This is a genomic window from Marivita sp. NO-S04, from assembly GCF_059070475.1.
Map to the genome: position 1 here is coordinate 4,358,871 of NZ_CM180980.1, position 14,027 is coordinate 4,372,897.

At 58.7% G+C, this 14,027-nt stretch carries 13 protein-coding genes and 3 pseudogenes; 7 read left to right on the plus strand and 9 right to left on the minus strand.

What is annotated here, in order from left to right; all coding sequences use genetic code 11:
- Nucleotides 1-93 precede the first annotated feature (93 nt).
- The 4 genes from icmH (at nucleotide 94) to tnpA (ACK3EW_RS22065) (ending at nucleotide 5,084) form a co-directional block, all read left to right on the plus strand.
- Entirely contained in the window at nucleotides 94-819 is a 726-nt protein-coding gene (gene icmH, locus ACK3EW_RS22050) for a type IVB secretion system protein IcmH/DotU (RefSeq protein ID WP_493807889.1), read from the plus strand.
- Between the two features lie 509 nt (nucleotides 820-1,328).
- Nucleotides 1,329-4,235, plus strand: a complete 2,907-nt coding sequence (locus ACK3EW_RS22055) for an ImcF-related family protein (protein ID WP_493809776.1) — start codon at nucleotides 1,329-1,331, stop codon at nucleotides 4,233-4,235.
- Nucleotides 4,236-4,293: 58 nt separating this feature from the next.
- Nucleotides 4,294-4,626: a transposase gene (locus ACK3EW_RS22060; protein WP_493807890.1), complete on the plus strand. Its 333-nt coding sequence runs from the start codon at nucleotides 4,294-4,296 to the stop codon at nucleotides 4,624-4,626.
- 53 nt (nucleotides 4,627-4,679) lie between these two features.
- Nucleotides 4,680-5,084, plus strand: a complete 405-nt coding sequence (tnpA, locus tag ACK3EW_RS22065; protein WP_493807891.1) for an IS66-like element accessory protein TnpA — start codon at nucleotides 4,680-4,682, stop codon at nucleotides 5,082-5,084.
- A 65-nt stretch (nucleotides 5,085-5,149) separates the two neighbouring features.
- On the opposite strand, the pseudogene ACK3EW_RS22070 reads toward tnpA (ACK3EW_RS22065), so the two are convergent.
- From ACK3EW_RS22070 to tnpA (ACK3EW_RS22095), 6 genes and pseudogenes are all read right to left on the minus strand, one after another.
- Nucleotides 5,150-5,302: pseudogene (locus ACK3EW_RS22070) on the minus strand (transposase domain-containing protein); the annotation flags it as partial.
- A 173-nt stretch (nucleotides 5,303-5,475) separates the two neighbouring features.
- A complete protein-coding gene (istB, locus tag ACK3EW_RS22075; protein WP_493806661.1) occupies nucleotides 5,476-6,240 on the minus strand; it encodes an IS21-like element helper ATPase IstB in 765 nt (254 codons plus the stop codon).
- Nucleotides 6,237-7,727, minus strand: coding sequence for an IS21 family transposase (gene istA, locus ACK3EW_RS22080; protein ID WP_493806662.1), 1,491 nt, complete (start codon nucleotides 7,725-7,727; stop codon nucleotides 6,237-6,239). The genes istB and istA overlap by 4 nt, the downstream gene beginning before the upstream one ends.
- A gap of 76 nt (nucleotides 7,728-7,803) precedes the next feature.
- Nucleotides 7,804-8,895 (minus strand): IS66 family transposase, encoded by a 1,092-nt coding sequence (gene tnpC / locus ACK3EW_RS22085; RefSeq protein ID WP_493807892.1) that lies wholly within the window; start codon nucleotides 8,893-8,895, stop codon nucleotides 7,804-7,806.
- Between the two features lie 55 nt (nucleotides 8,896-8,950).
- On the minus strand, nucleotides 8,951-9,304 hold the full coding sequence (gene tnpB / locus ACK3EW_RS22090) for an IS66 family insertion sequence element accessory protein TnpB (RefSeq protein WP_301070749.1): 354 nt from the start codon (nucleotides 9,302-9,304) through the stop codon (nucleotides 8,951-8,953).
- Entirely contained in the window at nucleotides 9,301-9,705 is a 405-nt protein-coding gene (tnpA, locus tag ACK3EW_RS22095) for an IS66-like element accessory protein TnpA (RefSeq protein ID WP_301070753.1), read from the minus strand. Before tnpA (ACK3EW_RS22095) ends, tnpB (ACK3EW_RS22090) begins: the two co-directional genes overlap by 4 nt.
- Nucleotides 9,706-9,793: 88 nt before the next feature.
- Here tnpA (ACK3EW_RS22095) and ACK3EW_RS22100 point away from each other — a divergent pair.
- A pseudogene (locus tag ACK3EW_RS22100) lies at nucleotides 9,794-10,162 on the plus strand (IS1634 family transposase); the annotation flags it as partial.
- Between the two features lie 79 nt (nucleotides 10,163-10,241).
- On the opposite strand, the pseudogene ACK3EW_RS22105 reads toward ACK3EW_RS22100, so the two are convergent.
- From ACK3EW_RS22105 to tnpA (ACK3EW_RS22115), 3 genes and pseudogenes are all read right to left on the minus strand, one after another.
- Nucleotides 10,242-11,141: pseudogene (locus tag ACK3EW_RS22105) on the minus strand (IS66 family transposase); the annotation flags it as partial.
- A gap of 62 nt (nucleotides 11,142-11,203) precedes the next feature.
- A complete protein-coding gene (tnpB, locus tag ACK3EW_RS22110) occupies nucleotides 11,204-11,551 on the minus strand; it encodes an IS66 family insertion sequence element accessory protein TnpB (RefSeq protein ID WP_037967155.1) in 348 nt (115 codons plus the stop codon).
- Nucleotides 11,548-11,928 (minus strand): IS66-like element accessory protein TnpA, encoded by a 381-nt coding sequence (gene tnpA / locus ACK3EW_RS22115; RefSeq protein WP_493807893.1) that lies wholly within the window; start codon nucleotides 11,926-11,928, stop codon nucleotides 11,548-11,550. Before tnpA (ACK3EW_RS22115) ends, tnpB (ACK3EW_RS22110) begins: the two co-directional genes overlap by 4 nt.
- A 54-nt stretch (nucleotides 11,929-11,982) precedes the next feature.
- On the opposite strand from tnpA (ACK3EW_RS22115), the gene tnpB (ACK3EW_RS22120) reads away from it, so the two are divergent.
- Together tnpB (ACK3EW_RS22120) and tnpC (ACK3EW_RS22125) are read left to right on the plus strand one after the other, a co-directional pair.
- Nucleotides 11,983-12,345 carry an IS66 family insertion sequence element accessory protein TnpB gene (gene tnpB / locus ACK3EW_RS22120; RefSeq protein WP_493809777.1) on the plus strand — a complete coding sequence of 121 codons (363 nt, stop codon included), beginning with the start codon at nucleotides 11,983-11,985 and terminating at the stop codon, nucleotides 12,343-12,345.
- Nucleotides 12,346-12,400: 55 nt separating this feature from the next.
- Nucleotides 12,401-13,969: an IS66 family transposase gene (tnpC, locus tag ACK3EW_RS22125; protein ID WP_301070747.1), complete on the plus strand. Its 1,569-nt coding sequence runs from the start codon at nucleotides 12,401-12,403 to the stop codon at nucleotides 13,967-13,969.
- Nucleotides 13,970-14,027 lie beyond the last annotated feature (58 nt).

Here is a 14,027-nt window from a genome sequence, read left to right on the forward strand (position 1 = left end):
GCATCAGCGGGCATGAGCAGGCTTTCCCCCATCTCCACCACGGATCTGCAGAATCTGGACAGGGCGTTGCGGCATTATACAGGGTCTGACAACATGCTGATCAATGCCTCTGCCGACCTGCTCGCGGTCTGTGGAGTGATGCGCCGCATGACACCAGGCGCAGAGCTCAACACGACCCGAATGGAATTGTCGCGCGCGATCATTGATCTGAAATACCGGGTCGTGAATCTTGACTACCCACCTTCGGTTGCCGAGAATCTGTGTCTGCTCTTTGCCATCACGCTGGATGAATTTGTCATGCTGAGCGCATGGAGCCGCGAAAGAGGCTGGGAAAACCGCACTCTGGTTGCTGATCTGTTCGGGTTTCGCGATGGGGGAGACCGTTTCTACAACATTGCCGAACGGGCTTTGATGCAGCCCAAGGCATTGCGCGAATTCCTGGAAATCCTCTATCTGTTCCTGAAGCTCGGCTATCGCGGGAAATACACGCGGGGGACCGAGAACGAGCGAGACCGGTTGATCCATCGTATCGAAACCGCTCTGAGCCTTGTGCCGCATTCTGAGGATGTCAAACCTGCCGGGCGTAGAATTCAGGACACAAAAGCACCCAAGAGCCGGATCTCGACCTTGAACAAACTGTTTGCCGCAGTCACCTCAATTGCCGTGATGTCTCTGGGGATCTGGGCAGCACGCAGCCAGATGGAACATCACATCTATATGACCTTTCAAGAGCGCCGCGCTCAGGCTGAGACCGAAAGCGCCGTCGATTTCATCTTCAGCAGCGAAAACGGGTCTCTTGTTGCCCGAGCCCGGCCATGAAACCCGGCACTTGGCTGAAACCCATGATCGCGATCATCGCCACCCTGATGCTGGCGCAGCTTGCCTACCTGGCGGTGCGCTTTTTCAGTGGTGGGATGTTCTCGCTGCCATATCTTGTTTGGCTTGGCGCGGTGCTTCTGCTGTCACTGATCGGAACCTTCCTTGTGGTCCTCTATCGCAAACGCATCTGGGTCCATGATCCGGTAACGGTAGAATTGCGCGCGTTGCGCTTGGCTGCGGCCAAACAGTTTCGACAGGCTCGAAGCCGAGCGCGCATCATCGATCGCAACCAGATGGGCGTACCGTGGTATTTCTTCCTCGCCATTGAGAAAGAGGCACGCTCGACCGTGATGGCCGAACTGGGGTATGTCGCGTTTGGTGACCAGCTGGTTCACAAGGGCTTGACCCTCACAACATGGACCTCCCCTACGGCGGTAGCGTATCGGATCGAAGTGGCTCCTGGGACGGACCTGTCTTTTGATCTGCTGAACATGGTGCTGCGGCATCTGATGCGGAACCGCCCGAGCCTCGCCGTCAACGGGGCATTTGTGGAATACGAGCTTGCGGGCTTGATGCGGACGGCGGCAACCGAGACCGGCAATGCGTCCAATATCAACCGAATATTGAATGTGGCGACTGAGCATTTTGGCATTGATGTGCCTGTGCATGTGGCTCTTGTCGGGCTCGAGCATCTTCCTGATCTGGCTCGCGCAGCCATCCTGACCGATCATCTGGGTGCAGGGGTGATCTTTGGCGGGTTCCTGTCTTCGGAGGAGCCAAATCTGATGGCGCAGGTGGATCGGCTGTTCCAGGAGTTGACCGAGAGTCTGACGGCAACCCAATTCGCTGCATTGCAAAAGCAGCTTTCACCTGATTTCTGTGCATCCTTGCTCAATGCGCCATTGCAGCTCGCCTTGCTGAAAGCGCAGTTGAAAGACAGTGTGACAGGCTTGGCCCAACCCTTGCCGCCACGACGGGTGCCCCTGAACCTGCAAAGCATCGTCTTTGTCGGTGCGCGGGCGGGAATGCCGGCGGTTGATCCGCTTAGTCAGGTCTCGGGACAACGGTTTTTCAACGGCACTCCGGCCCTGGCCCTCCAAGAGGCTGCTCCAGACAGTGTGACAACTGAAAATGCAGGTCTTCTGGCCACGGCCTATCACCGGGAGAGCTTTATTGCCGAGCCAAACCGACGCTATGCGCTGCAGGCAAGGCTGAGCGCCACGTTCTGGTCCGTGCTGTTGTCAGGGCTCGTCGGGATATTTGGCCTGGCTGTGTGGGAAAACCATCGCAGCTATGAGCGTGCCAATGCAGCTGTCAACGCGGCCTTTGACGCATTCTATTCGAATGCGGGGAGTATCACAACGGATGGTGATTTTCTCGTGGAGCGCGTTCTCATGCTCCAACCCATCCGCACAAGCCTCGATGCTTATGACGTGCTGAATATCCAACATTATCGTCCGTTCTTGCCCAGATGGTCGATGCAGGAGATGTATCAACGTCTATATGAAGAAGAGCTCACGCAAGGATTGCAGGCCACACTGGTTGATTTCATCGAAAAGGAAACCTTTGCGTTCAATGATTTGGCCGACGGTGTTCAGCTGATCCGCCTGGCGTCAGTGGAAGCACAGTTCCATACGGATCAACAGCGCTACCAAGAAGAGCTCATCGAGTATTTCTCCAGTGGACTGGCTGAGCAGGGAGAGGTGTCGGGGGAGTTCCAAAAGCAGTTGCGCGCGACGCTTGAGGACCTTTTCACGCTCAATCGGCCACCAGAGCAACGCAATGACAGCCTGCGTGCCGTCGTGGCCAAGACCCTTTCAGGCTTGGATACGGCTGAGCTGCTCTATGCGTCCCTCATGCGCCGTAGCCCCTATGCGGAGAGGGTGGATTTGCGGCAATTGATTGGTCCGCGATTCTTCGAGGTCTTTGTGCCTCTCGAGGACCCTCAGACCTATCTCGTGCCGCGTGGTTACACCCGGGCCGGGTTCGACGCGCTGTTTGAAAACGGGAATATCCCAGAACTGTCAGACCTGTTGAACCGTTATGAAGACGTGATCGGCGCACTCGATAATGCCACAGAAAACGCCATCCTGCGCCGCGTGGCACAAAGCTATACTGCTGATTACATTTCCAGCTGGAGTGCTTTCATATCAGCCTTGCAGTTGCGAGACGCGGAAAGTTGGGGCGATGCGCAAATCCTGATGCAGTCGCTGACAAGCCCATCAGAGAATCCGGTCGACCGTCTTGTCCGCGCCCTTTCGGACAATACAGACATAAGTGTCTATCTTGATGCTCCGGCGCCCGCTGCCACAACCGCTCCCGAACCAGTGGACGCCGGCCCGGTTCTTGCCCCTGCATCCGCCAGCGTTGAAGCTGCGGCTGGCTTCAATATTCGAACGGCGTTCCGCCCTTATCTCGATGCGCTGCGGAGCGACGGTGAGCAAAAAAGCCAGTTCGATCTTTTTCTCACCTATGCTCGTGACGTGACGCTATGGTTGGAAGAGGCCGGCAGTGCCACCAATGGGGCAGGGCAGTTTCTCTTCGAGAATTTCCGGAATGCCGAGAGCGCCAACCCGCTAGCCGTTCTCAACGCGTTTGTCACTCGATCGGAACTGGAAATCATTCGGAATTTCGGGCGCAGCATCGCAGACACACTTGACGACAGCGCCATGCAATTCGTCTACGAATTCATCGACGGTCAATGGCAGCGTCAGATCATTGCACCCCATGGGACCTCCCTGTCGATGGCCTTTCCCTTTGATCCCTATAGCGATGTGGATTTTCCACTGACGGAATTTTCCGATCTTTTTGCCCCTGGAGGCAAGCTGGCGATATTCGAGACAACCTATCTGTCACGGTTCAAGACAGAGGACGGCGTTTTCCTGCCCCAATCGACGTTCCTCCTGAGCGGGAACGCGGAACTCACGCAGGATGCAAAGGCTGCGTTTTCGCGCTTCAATCAGATCACCACCTCCATGTTCAATGGAGACAAACCGTATCTCGAATTCTCGGTACGTACAGGTTTCATGTCGAACGCTCTCAGCCAACTGACCGTATCATCAGGAGTCACTTTGCATCAGTTTCGGCATGGTCCTGTATTCTGGGAAAAGCAGGTTTGGCCGGTGGCGGGGCTCCAGAATAGTGATCTGAACTTACGATTTTTCGCCCGCTCTCGCGCCGTGTTCGACGAGACATATAGAGGGCCTTGGTCCTGGTTCAGACTGGTTCAGGACGGGTCTTCCTCTTTGAATCCGTCGCTCGGTGTGGCAGAAGCGTCTTTTGCCGGGGATGTCGGAAATGTGACATTACAATTCGATGCGCAGGTTCGTTTCACGCCATTTGCACCTGGCTTCTTTTCAGATTTTTCGATACCTGAGCGTCTGTTCGCTCGAGATAAAAGCGCGGGCACAGAGTGAAACTCTATACGGCAGCTCGATTTTTCCATTTTTCCTTGGAAACGGAGGTGCACCGTGGGTGATCTCGGGCGCGATGGATCGAGACGCCTTTGATACCTACCTCGAAAAGGTCCTCGTTCCCGAGCTCGAGCCCGGCAGCGTCGTCATCCTCAAGAACCTGGCCACCCACAAGCGCGACAAGACCGCGGCGTTGCTCAAGGCCAATGGGTGTTGGTTTCTGTTTCTGCCACCCTACAGCCCCGATCTCAACCAGATAGAAATGGCCATCTCCAAGCTCAAGGCCCATCTCCGATGGATCGGCGCAAGAACCTTCGATCACCTCATCAGCGCAATCGGCGAGATCTGCGATCTCATCAACCGTAAGCGCTGTGTGGCGCCCACCTTCTCTTGATCCTTGTGATTTGAGACTCACGCCCTGTTGGATAACAGGAGGTGAGTTTCGCCATGGAGACTACGAACGAGTTTCTCACGCGTTTGGGCGTTGAGGTCTCACGGACCGGGAGCCGACGGTGGCCAGATCGTGTGAAAGCGCGGATCGTGGCAGAAACGCTGGTGCCTGGAGCAACGGTGAATGACGTTGCGCGCAAGTATGACCTTCGCCCGAACCACCTGTCGGGATGGCGGCGGCTGGCCAAGGATGGTGAACTTGTTGTGCCCGCGCCAGAGGCTGACACGGACTTCGCCCCGTTGGTGATTTTTGATGTCGAAAGTTCGCCATCGGCGGAAGATACGGGTTCGGCGAGTACGGCAATCGAGATCGTAGCTGGATTGGTTTCTGTCCGGCTGGACGGTGCCACGCCTGCAGCCCGGATTGGGGACATCGTGCGCGCGCTTGGGGGTGGCGCATGATCTTCCCTTCGAACCGTGTGCGCATTTTGGTGGCAACGCAGTAACCACGCCATTGATACCGCAGCTTACGCGGCTTGACTGTTCTTCACGGATGCGATCGGCGCCCAGTTCCAAGGCAGCAATTCATCAAGCCGGTTGATCTTGTGATCGTGGATGCGGTCGAGGATGTCAGCAAGATAGGCCAGCGGGTCAAGACCGTTCAGCTTGGCCGTTTCAATGTGTCAACGGCAGAGTAAAAGTGAGCCAAAGGGCAGCGCAAAATGTTGCCACTTTGGGTTTGGGATAATCAGCGTGAAGACGAGCGCCAGCATCCGGGCAGCCGCGCTTGTTATATAGCGGGCGGTTGTCCGGATGCTTTGGACCGTCAGGGCCAATCTGTGCTGATTGAGGTTTAGGTTTTGGGCGCTGCTTGACGCGCCTTGCTCTGGCCAAGGCGGTAGCTTTCGCCATTCATCTCCAGGATGTTGACGTGGTGGGTCAGGCGATCGAGCAGTGCGCCTGTCAGGCGTTCTGACCCAAATGTTTCTGTCCATTCGTCGAATGGCAGGTTGCTTGTGATCAGCGTGGAGCCGCGCTCGTAGCGTTGGGAGATCAATTCAAACAGCAGCTCAGCCCCGGTTTTGCTCAGTGGCACAAAGCCCAGCTCGTCGATGATCAGCAGCTTGTAACCAACCATCTGTTTTTGAAGCCGCAGGAGCCTGCGTTCGTCTCTGGCCTCCATCAGTTCATGAACAAGCGCTGCGGCGGTGACAAAACCGACAGACAGGCCTTTCTGGCATGCCGACAACCCGAGGCCGAGGGCAATGTGGGTTTTGCCGGTGCCGGAAGGCCCAAGCGCGATGACATTCTCGCGCCGTTCGATCCATTCGCAACGCGCCAACTCCAGCACCTGCATCTTGTTCAGGGCGGGGATCGCCTTGAAGTCGAAGCTATCCAGGCTTTTGACGGCTGGGAACTTTGCGGCTTTGATCCTGCGCTCGATCATCCTGCGTTCCCGGTCAATCATCTCCAGTTCGATCAGACGTGCAAGAAATTGTACATGGTCCAGTCCCTCGGCTGCGGCCTGCTTGGCCAGTTTGCTGTATTCCCGCAGAACGGTCGGCAGCCGCAGCGATTTGAGGCGGTAGTTCAGCAGGATTTGGGGAGCGTCGCTCATGCTGCCTGCCCCCGCTTCATCAGGGACATATAACTGGCCGCCGACGTCGTGCCGACATTGGCCTTTGGCAGATACGGATAGACATCCAGATCCAGCTTGGGCGGCCGCTTCTCGACCTGGCACAGCACGAGGTGTTTCACGGCGTCAAACCCAATGGCACCCATGCGAAGTGCGTTTTTGACGGCAACCTGCAGGTCTGCCATCTCGAATGTCTCCAAGAGCCGCAAGACCTGCACATACTCACGCCGCCCCGCCTTGATCATGCGGGCTTCCATCAAGCGGCGCAGGGTCACAAATTCCTCTGGCAGCTCCCATTCCACCAATGGGGCCGCCTGATCCAGCGCGCCGGTCTTTTGCTCCAGCAGCGGCAGATAGTGAACGGGATCAAAGACCATATCCTCCCGGTCCCAGCACCGGCTGTGGCGGGCAATCACCTCTCCACCACAGCCAATGACCACCTGATCGACATAGCCACGAAGCCAGACATCGCGGTGCCCGTAGGCGACAGGAACCGAATAATCGTTGGTTTTGTAGCGCACCAGGGATTGTGAGTTCACCTGACCATTGGCCTGGTCACAGGCATCAAACGGTGACGCCGGCAAATCCATCATCGCATCAAGATCGCGGACCAGTCGTTGCCCGATGCTGTCGCTGTGACCGCGCAAGACATCGCTCTGGCGCTTGCGGCATTGTTCTTCCAGCCAGGTATTGAACGCCTCCCATGTCGCAAAATGTGGGATAGGCACCATGAAGTTGCGCCGGGCATATCCGACCAGACCCTCAACAGCGCCTTTATCGTTGCCCTTACCCGGTCGGCCATAACGATCTTGGATGAAGTAATGCGACAGGAACCCACTGAACAGCTTGGTCCGCTTGCGCGAGCCGTCCGGCAGGATCTTCGCGACCAGGCATCGATCGTTGTCATAAAGAACCGACTGCGGAACCCGGCCGAAGAATGCAAAAGCATGAACATGGCCATCAACCCAAGCCTCGGAGACCGCCGCAGGATAAGCACGCACAAAGCAGGCATCGCTGTAGGGCAGATCCAGTGCAAAGAAATATGCCTTCTGCTCGACCCCGCCAATCACGACCATCGCCTCGCCAAAATCCGCTTGGGCATGGCCGGGGGCATGTGCCAGAGGGACAAACATCTCTCGGCTGCGCCGCCCTTGTTCCCGGACATAGTTCTTGACCGTCGTATAGCCGCCTTGAAACTGGTGCTCGTCGCAAAGCCGTTCAAAAATGCGCTTGGCGGTGTGGCGCTGTTTACGGGGACGGTTCAGATCGTCTTGCATCCATTCGTCGATGAAGCCGGTGAACCCGTCCAGCTTGGGCCGCTTGATCTGCGCCGTTCGCTGATAACCCGGCGGGACCGAAAACATCATCATCTTCTTCACGCTCGCACGCGAGATCCCGAAATGGCCGGCGGCCTCCCGTTCGCTCATACCGCCCCGACGCGCGAGGCGGACCTTCAAATATAAATCCACGACTAAAATCTCCCGCCCTCCCTGCAAACAGAAAGGGCCAAAGTGGCAACATTTTACGCTGCCCGCAGCGAGATTATCACGCCACTTCCGTGGCCAACTTTTGCACTGCCGTTCTCATTTCCTTGAGCTTGCGACGCGCATGCGCCCAGCAATGGGCGACAACGATCGGATCACCGCCCTTGCGGTCAGGGCGCGTCAGCCGGTTGTAGCCCTGGTAGCCATCGAGTTGCAGCGTGCCGTTGAAGCCGGTCAGGAATTTCTCGGCATTCTCCCCGCGGCGATCGGGAGCATAGAAAAAGACGACCCCGGGGGGATCATCGCCGCCCCATGACCGATCATCGCGCGCCAGAGCCCAGAGGTAGCCTGTTTTTGTCCGCCCGCGGCCCGGATCGAGGACCGGCGCCGTGGTTTCGTCCATGAACAGCTTCGTGGATGTCTTCAGGTGCTCGGCCAGCCGGTCCACGATGGGTCCAAGGTGGAAAGCTGCCACACCGACCCAATCAGCCAGCGTCGAGCGGTGAATGTCGATGCCAGAGCGGGCGAGGATCTGTGATTGTCGGTAGAGCGGGGCATGGTCCGCATATTTGCTGACCAGAACATGCGCGATGGCGCCTTCGGTTGGGAGCCCGCCCTCGATCAGCCATGCGGGCGTCGGTGCTTGTGTGACCCCATCGGTGCAGGTGCGGCAGGCATATTTTGGGCGGACCGTCACGATCACACGGCACTGTGCCGGGACGATGTCGAGCCGCTCGTTGCGGTCCTCGCCGATCCTGTGCATCTGCCCGCAACCACAGGGGCACATCAGGCTGTCGGGTTCGACTACCTGCTCGATGCGTGGCAAACCGGCGGGCAGGTTGCCGCGGTTGCGCCTGGCCACTCGCTTTCGCTTGGGCTTGTCGTCTCCGGGCGTCTGCACCTTCTTTTGTTCACGGGCCTCGGCGACGGCAGCTTCAAGATCCTCGAAGGTCAGCTGGCGATCATCTTCGCTGAGCTTCTCGGACTTCTTGCCGTGGACCACCTGGTTCAGCTCGGCCACCAGATGCTCAAGACGTTTGACGATGTCCTCCAGCTCCGCGGCCCGCGCAGCTTTTGCCTTCAAGGCCTCAAAAGCTACGCGGTATTCCGGTGGCAGGACGGACAGATCGAGGTCTTTGGCAGCGGCGCTCATGATCAGTATTATACACTGGGATCAAAGCCATGATCCCTGCATTCGTCGCCCCGAGTCACTCCGCCGCAGCTGGTGGGCGGGTCTCCAGCGCCTTGACCTTGCGCCAGTCCAGCCCGGAAAAAAGCGCCTCGAACTGTGCGTGGTTCAGCGCCATCATTCCGTCCTTGATCGTGGGCCAGGTGAAGGTCGTGTCCTCGAGCCGTTTGTAGGCCATGACCAGACCGCTGCCGTCCCAATAGAGAAGCTTCAGCCGGTCCAAGCGCTTGGCCCGAAACAGGAACACTGTCCCGGTGAACGGATCTTTGCGGAGCACGGTCTGCACCATGGCTGTCAGCCCGTCGTGTCCTTTTCTGAAGTCAACCGGCTGCGTTGCCACCAAAATGCGCACACGGTTCGAAGGGAAGATCATGCGCCACCCCCAAGCGCACGCACGATGTCCCCAATCCGGGCTGCAGGCGTGGCACCGTCCAGCCGGACAGAAACCGATCCAGCTACGATCTCGATTGCCCTACTCGCCGAACCCGTATCTTCCGCCGATGGCGAACTTTCGACATCGAACATCACCAACGGGGCGAAGTCCGTGTCAGCCTCTGGCGCGGGCAAAACAAGTTCACCATCCTTGGCCAGCCGCCGCCATCCCGACAGGTGGTTCGGGCGAAGGTTATACTTGCGCGCAACGTCATTCACCGTTGCTCCAGGCACCAGCGTTTCTGCCACGATCCGCGCTTTCACACGATCTGGCCACCGTCGGCTCCCGGTCCGTGAGACCTCAACGCCCAAACGCGTGAGAAACTCGTTCGTAGTCTCCATGGCGAAACTCACCTCCTGTTATCCAACAGGGCGTGAGTCTCAAATCACAAGGATCAAGAGAAGGTGGGCGCCACACAGCGCTTACGCGCTGATCACCAACGCCCCCGACCTCAGCCCTGCTGACGCAGTCGCACGCTACAAGGGTCTCGCGGACATCGAGCGTGGCTTTCGCGTTCTGAAATCGGATATCGAGATCGCGCCGGTGCATCACCGGCTGCCCGATCGCATCCGCGCTCACGCCATGATCTGTTTCCTCGCGCTTGTCCTCTACCGCGTCATGCGCATGCGCCTGAAGGCCAAGGGTCACAGCGCGAGCCCGCGCACCGCACTCGATCTACTCGAACGCATCCAGCGCCATACGTCCAAAATTGGCGAGCGCACCCTGAACGGACTTTCGACAATCACCCCAGAACAATTGGAGCTATTCGACACCCTCGATATACCAAAACCCGCTTGATCCCTTCTCGGTAGTCACACAATGGCAGATCCCGCCATAACAATATCAATCACTTACCCGTTTAACTGTCGAACTTAGGTGCCCCGGCCCAGGGTCGCTGATCACGCACATAGGCCCAGATCCGGCCTTGCTTGACACCCTTGCCAAGCCCTCTGTTGCGCATGCTGCGATCAAGCACCCGGATGGGGGTGTCGTCCGCATGCAGCAGGTCGCTGGCCATGATGTCCGCCTCGATCCGTACAATGAGCGGCTGTAAGGTCTTCATGGCTCGCCCGCACCAGCCAACAAGCGTGCTTTCGGGAATGTCTGCTCCCATGCGGGCGAAGATCTCGTGCTGGCGATATAACGGAAGGTGGTCGTCGAACTTCGAGACCAGCACATGGGCCAGCAAGTTCGGCCCTGCAATACTGCCGGGGATCGGACGGCTGGGTGCTGGTTCCTGCACCATCCGCTCACACCGGCGGCAGGATTTCTTGATCCGGGCAATATGGATCACCTTCATCTGAGCGGCGATCATGTCCAGCAGTTCGCTGACATCCTCACCCACCACACGCAGATCGCCGCCACAGTCGGGGCAGCAGGCACCGGGGTCCAGTTCACGGCGTTCGCGCGGGGTCGCATCCGAGACACGTGGCTTGCGGCGCAAAGTGGGCGCATCGGCAGCTTCCGCTGATGGCTCATCCGGCCCTTCGTCGATTGGCGCTTCATCGTCTTCGGCCACGGCAACCAGCAGGTCTTCAAGCGCCAGTTCCAGCTGTTCGATCTCGCGCTCAATCTTTTCCGAGGATTTGCTGAAGGCCAGTTTCTGAAGCTTGGCGATCCGTAGGCGCAGGGCTTGCACCAGCTGGTCGTGAACCCGTAGCGTGGCCGATATCTTGGCGTTCTCTGCCGCGATCCGCAGGTTTTCAGCCTGTAGAGCAGCGATCATAGCGCGCAATTCAGCGGGATCATCAGGCAGGTTTTCAGCAGGTTCAGACATGCGCTTGACTACCAAAAAACAGGCTCAAGCGCCATATAAATAACGATAATTCGTGCGTAGAATTACCCCACGCGCGCTGGCGGAGCGCCCCAATCCGGACGTCTCCAGTCGATCCCCTCCCACAGCATCGCGAGCTGTGCCGATGTTAGCCGCATCGACCCATCCGCAGCATTTGGCCAGGGGAAGCGGCCACGCTCCAAGACTTTGTAGTAGAGACAAAACCCCTGGCCATCCCAGAACAGAAGCTTGATACGATCCCCGCGTCGCCCACGAAACGCAAATACCGCACCATTGGCTGGTTTCTGACGCAACACATCCTGCGCCAAAGCGGCCAGCCCCGCGATTCCCTTTCGCATATCCGTGACACCACACGCCAGATACACACGCACACCAGTGCCGGGACCGATCATGCGGCGTCCACCGCGCGGATCAGCACCGACAGTGCAGTCGGATCAATCGTGCTTTCAAAATGTAAACTACGGCCGCCACGCAAACGCAATTCAACCGCAACCGGTGGCGACGTTTCAGCGGCCGTATCCTGCGCTGTCGGCACTCCAGCCGCCACTGGCATATCCAAAGGGTAGAAAAGCGCCCCGGCCTCCGGCGACCACAGACCCTTCTTCTTCAGGTCGTGCCGCCAAGCGTAAATCTGCTGCCGCGTCACTTCATGGCGCTGCGCCACCTGCGTCACCGTTGTGCCACCAACCCCGACCGACATGATGACCTCGAGCTTGTCCTCATCACGCCAGAAGCGCCGCCGCTCCATCCCAAGAATTTCACCACGCATCAGGGACCCCGCATAAGACACGTCGCTAACGACGTAGTTAAACACGTGTCTTAGATCACCGCACCAACCTCAGGCAGGCGGTGCCAATGGCGCGGTTACGCAACGCAGCCGGTTGACTTCAGAAAAGGACACGACGGGCTGAGAGCCATGGTGCAGACCGTGCTCCGCAAAGATCCGTTCACCGGGACAGTGTTCCTGTTTCGGCCCAAGCGCTTGGACCGGCTGAAGCTTCTCTATTGGGACGGCAGCGGTCTGGTCATGGCCTACAAACGGCTCGAGGACACGACCTTCACCTGGCCCACGATCAAGGACGGAATGATGGCGCTGAACCACGCACAGTTCGAGGCGCTTTTTTCCGGGCTGGACTGGCGCAAGGTCAAGGCGCTGGAGACCCGCCCACCAGCTGCGGCGGAGTGACTCGGGGCGACGAATGCAGGGATCATGGCTTTGATCCCAGTGTATAATACTGATCATGAGCGCCGCTGCCAAAGACCTCGATCTGTCCGTCCTGCCACCGGAATACCGCGTAGCTTTTGAGGCCTTGAAGGCAAAAGCTGCGCGGGCCGCGGAGCTGGAGGACATCGTCAAACGTCTTGAGCATCTGGTGGCCGAGCTGAACCAGGTGGTCCACGGCAAGAAGTCCGAGAAGCTCAGCGAAGATGATCGCCAGCTGACCTTCGAGGATCTTGAAGCTGCCGTCGCCGAGGCCCGTGAACAAAAGAAGGTGCAGACGCCCGGAGACGACAAGCCCAAGCGAAAGCGAGTGGCCAGGCGCAACCGCGGCAACCTGCCCGCCGGTTTGCCACGCATCGAGCAGGTAGTCGAACCCGACAGCCTGATGTGCCCCTGTGGTTGCGGGCAGATGCACAGGATCGGCGAGGACCGCAACGAGCGGCTCGACATCGTCCCGGCACAGTGCCGTGTGATCGTGACGGTCCGCCCAAAATATGCCTGCCGCACCTGCACCGATGGGGTCACACAAGCACCGACGCCCGCATGGCTGATCGAGGGCGGGCTCCCAACCGAAGGCGCCATCGCGCATGTTCTGGTCAGCAAATATGCGGACCATGCCCCGCTCTACCGACAATCACAGATCCTCGCCCGCTCTGGCATCGACATTCACCGCTCGACGCTGGCTGATTGGGTCGGTGTGGCAGCCTTCCACCTTGGACCCATCGTGGACCGGCTGGCCGAGCACCTGAAGACATCCACGAAGCTGTTCATGGACGAAACCACGGCGCCGGTCCTCGATCCGGGCCGCGGGCGGACAAAAACAGGCTACCTCTGGGCTCTGGCGCGCGATGATCGGTCATGGGGCGGCGATGATCCCCCCGGGGTCGTCTTTTTCTATGCTCCCGATCGCCGGGGGGAGAATGCCGAGAAATTCCTGACCGGCTTCAACGGCACGCTGCAACTCGATGGCTACCAGGGCTACAACCGGCTGACGCGCCCTGACCGCAAGGGCGGTGATCCGATCGTTGTCGCCCATTGCTGGGCGCATGCGCGTCGCAAGCTCAAGGAAATCTTCGATCGCGATGGTTCCGAGATCGCCGCCGAGGGCCTGCGCCAGATCGCAGGAATCTATGCCGTCGAGAAAGACATCCGCGACACGTCCCCGGGCCAGCGCCTGTCAGCGCGCCAGGCACGATCCGCGCCACTGGTCGAAGCCTTCGGCATCTGGCTACAAGCGCAGCGCCTGCGCATCTCGGCCAAATCGCGCCTCGGAGAGAAGCTTGCCTACATCCACCGACACTGGGATGGTTTGCAGACCTTCCTGACGGACGGACGCGTCGAGATCGACTCCAACAAGGTCGAAAATCTGGTCAGGCCGATTGCTTTGAACAGGAAAAACGCATTGTTCGCCGGTCATGACGAGGGGGGCAAGGCATGGGGCCGCATCGCATCCCTGATCGAGACCGCCAAGATCAACGCCATCGAGCCTTTCGCCTATCTCAAGGCTACGCTCGAAGCCATTGCGGCCGGACATCCGCAACACCGCATCGACGAGTTGCTTCCTTGGAACTTCCAGCCGTCAAGCTGAAACCCAAGTGCCCTTCAGACACCGCTTACCATCAACTCGGAAGACTGCCGCAACTTTT

Excerpts from the sequence above, each read along its gene's own strand:
- istB (WP_493806661.1), bottom strand. The coding sequence starts at position 6,240 with ATGAGCGACGCTCCCCAAATCCTGCTGAACTACCGCCTCAAATCGCTG.
- tnpC (WP_301070747.1), top strand. The coding sequence starts at position 12,401 with ATGAGCGCCGCTGCCAAAGACCTCGATCTGTCCGTCCTGCCACCGGAA.
- icmH (WP_493807889.1), top strand. The coding sequence starts at position 94 with ATGCTGATCAATGCCTCTGCCGACCTGCTCGCGGTCTGTGGAGTGATG.
- tnpA (WP_493807893.1), bottom strand. The coding sequence starts at position 11,928 with ATGCGTGGTGAAATTCTTGGGATGGAGCGGCGGCGCTTCTGGCGTGAT.
- tnpA (WP_301070753.1), bottom strand. The coding sequence starts at position 9,705 with ATGGAGACTACGAACGAGTTTCTCACGCGTTTGGGCGTTGAGGTCTCA.
- tnpB (WP_037967155.1), bottom strand. The coding sequence starts at position 11,551 with ATGATCGGTCCCGGCACTGGTGTGCGTGTGTATCTGGCGTGTGGTGTC.
- tnpC (WP_493807892.1), bottom strand. The coding sequence starts at position 8,895 with ATGAGCGCCGCTGCCAAAGACCTCGATCTGTCCGTCCTGCCACCGGAA.
- ACK3EW_RS22055 (WP_493809776.1), top strand. The coding sequence starts at position 1,329 with ATGCGGAACCGCCCGAGCCTCGCCGTCAACGGGGCATTTGTGGAATAC.
- tnpA (WP_493807891.1), top strand. The coding sequence starts at position 4,680 with ATGGAGACTACGAACGAGTTTCTCACGCGTTTGGGCGTTGAGGTCTCA.
- tnpB (WP_301070749.1), bottom strand. The coding sequence starts at position 9,304 with ATGATCTTCCCTTCGAACCGTGTGCGCATTTTGGTGGCAACGCAGCCG.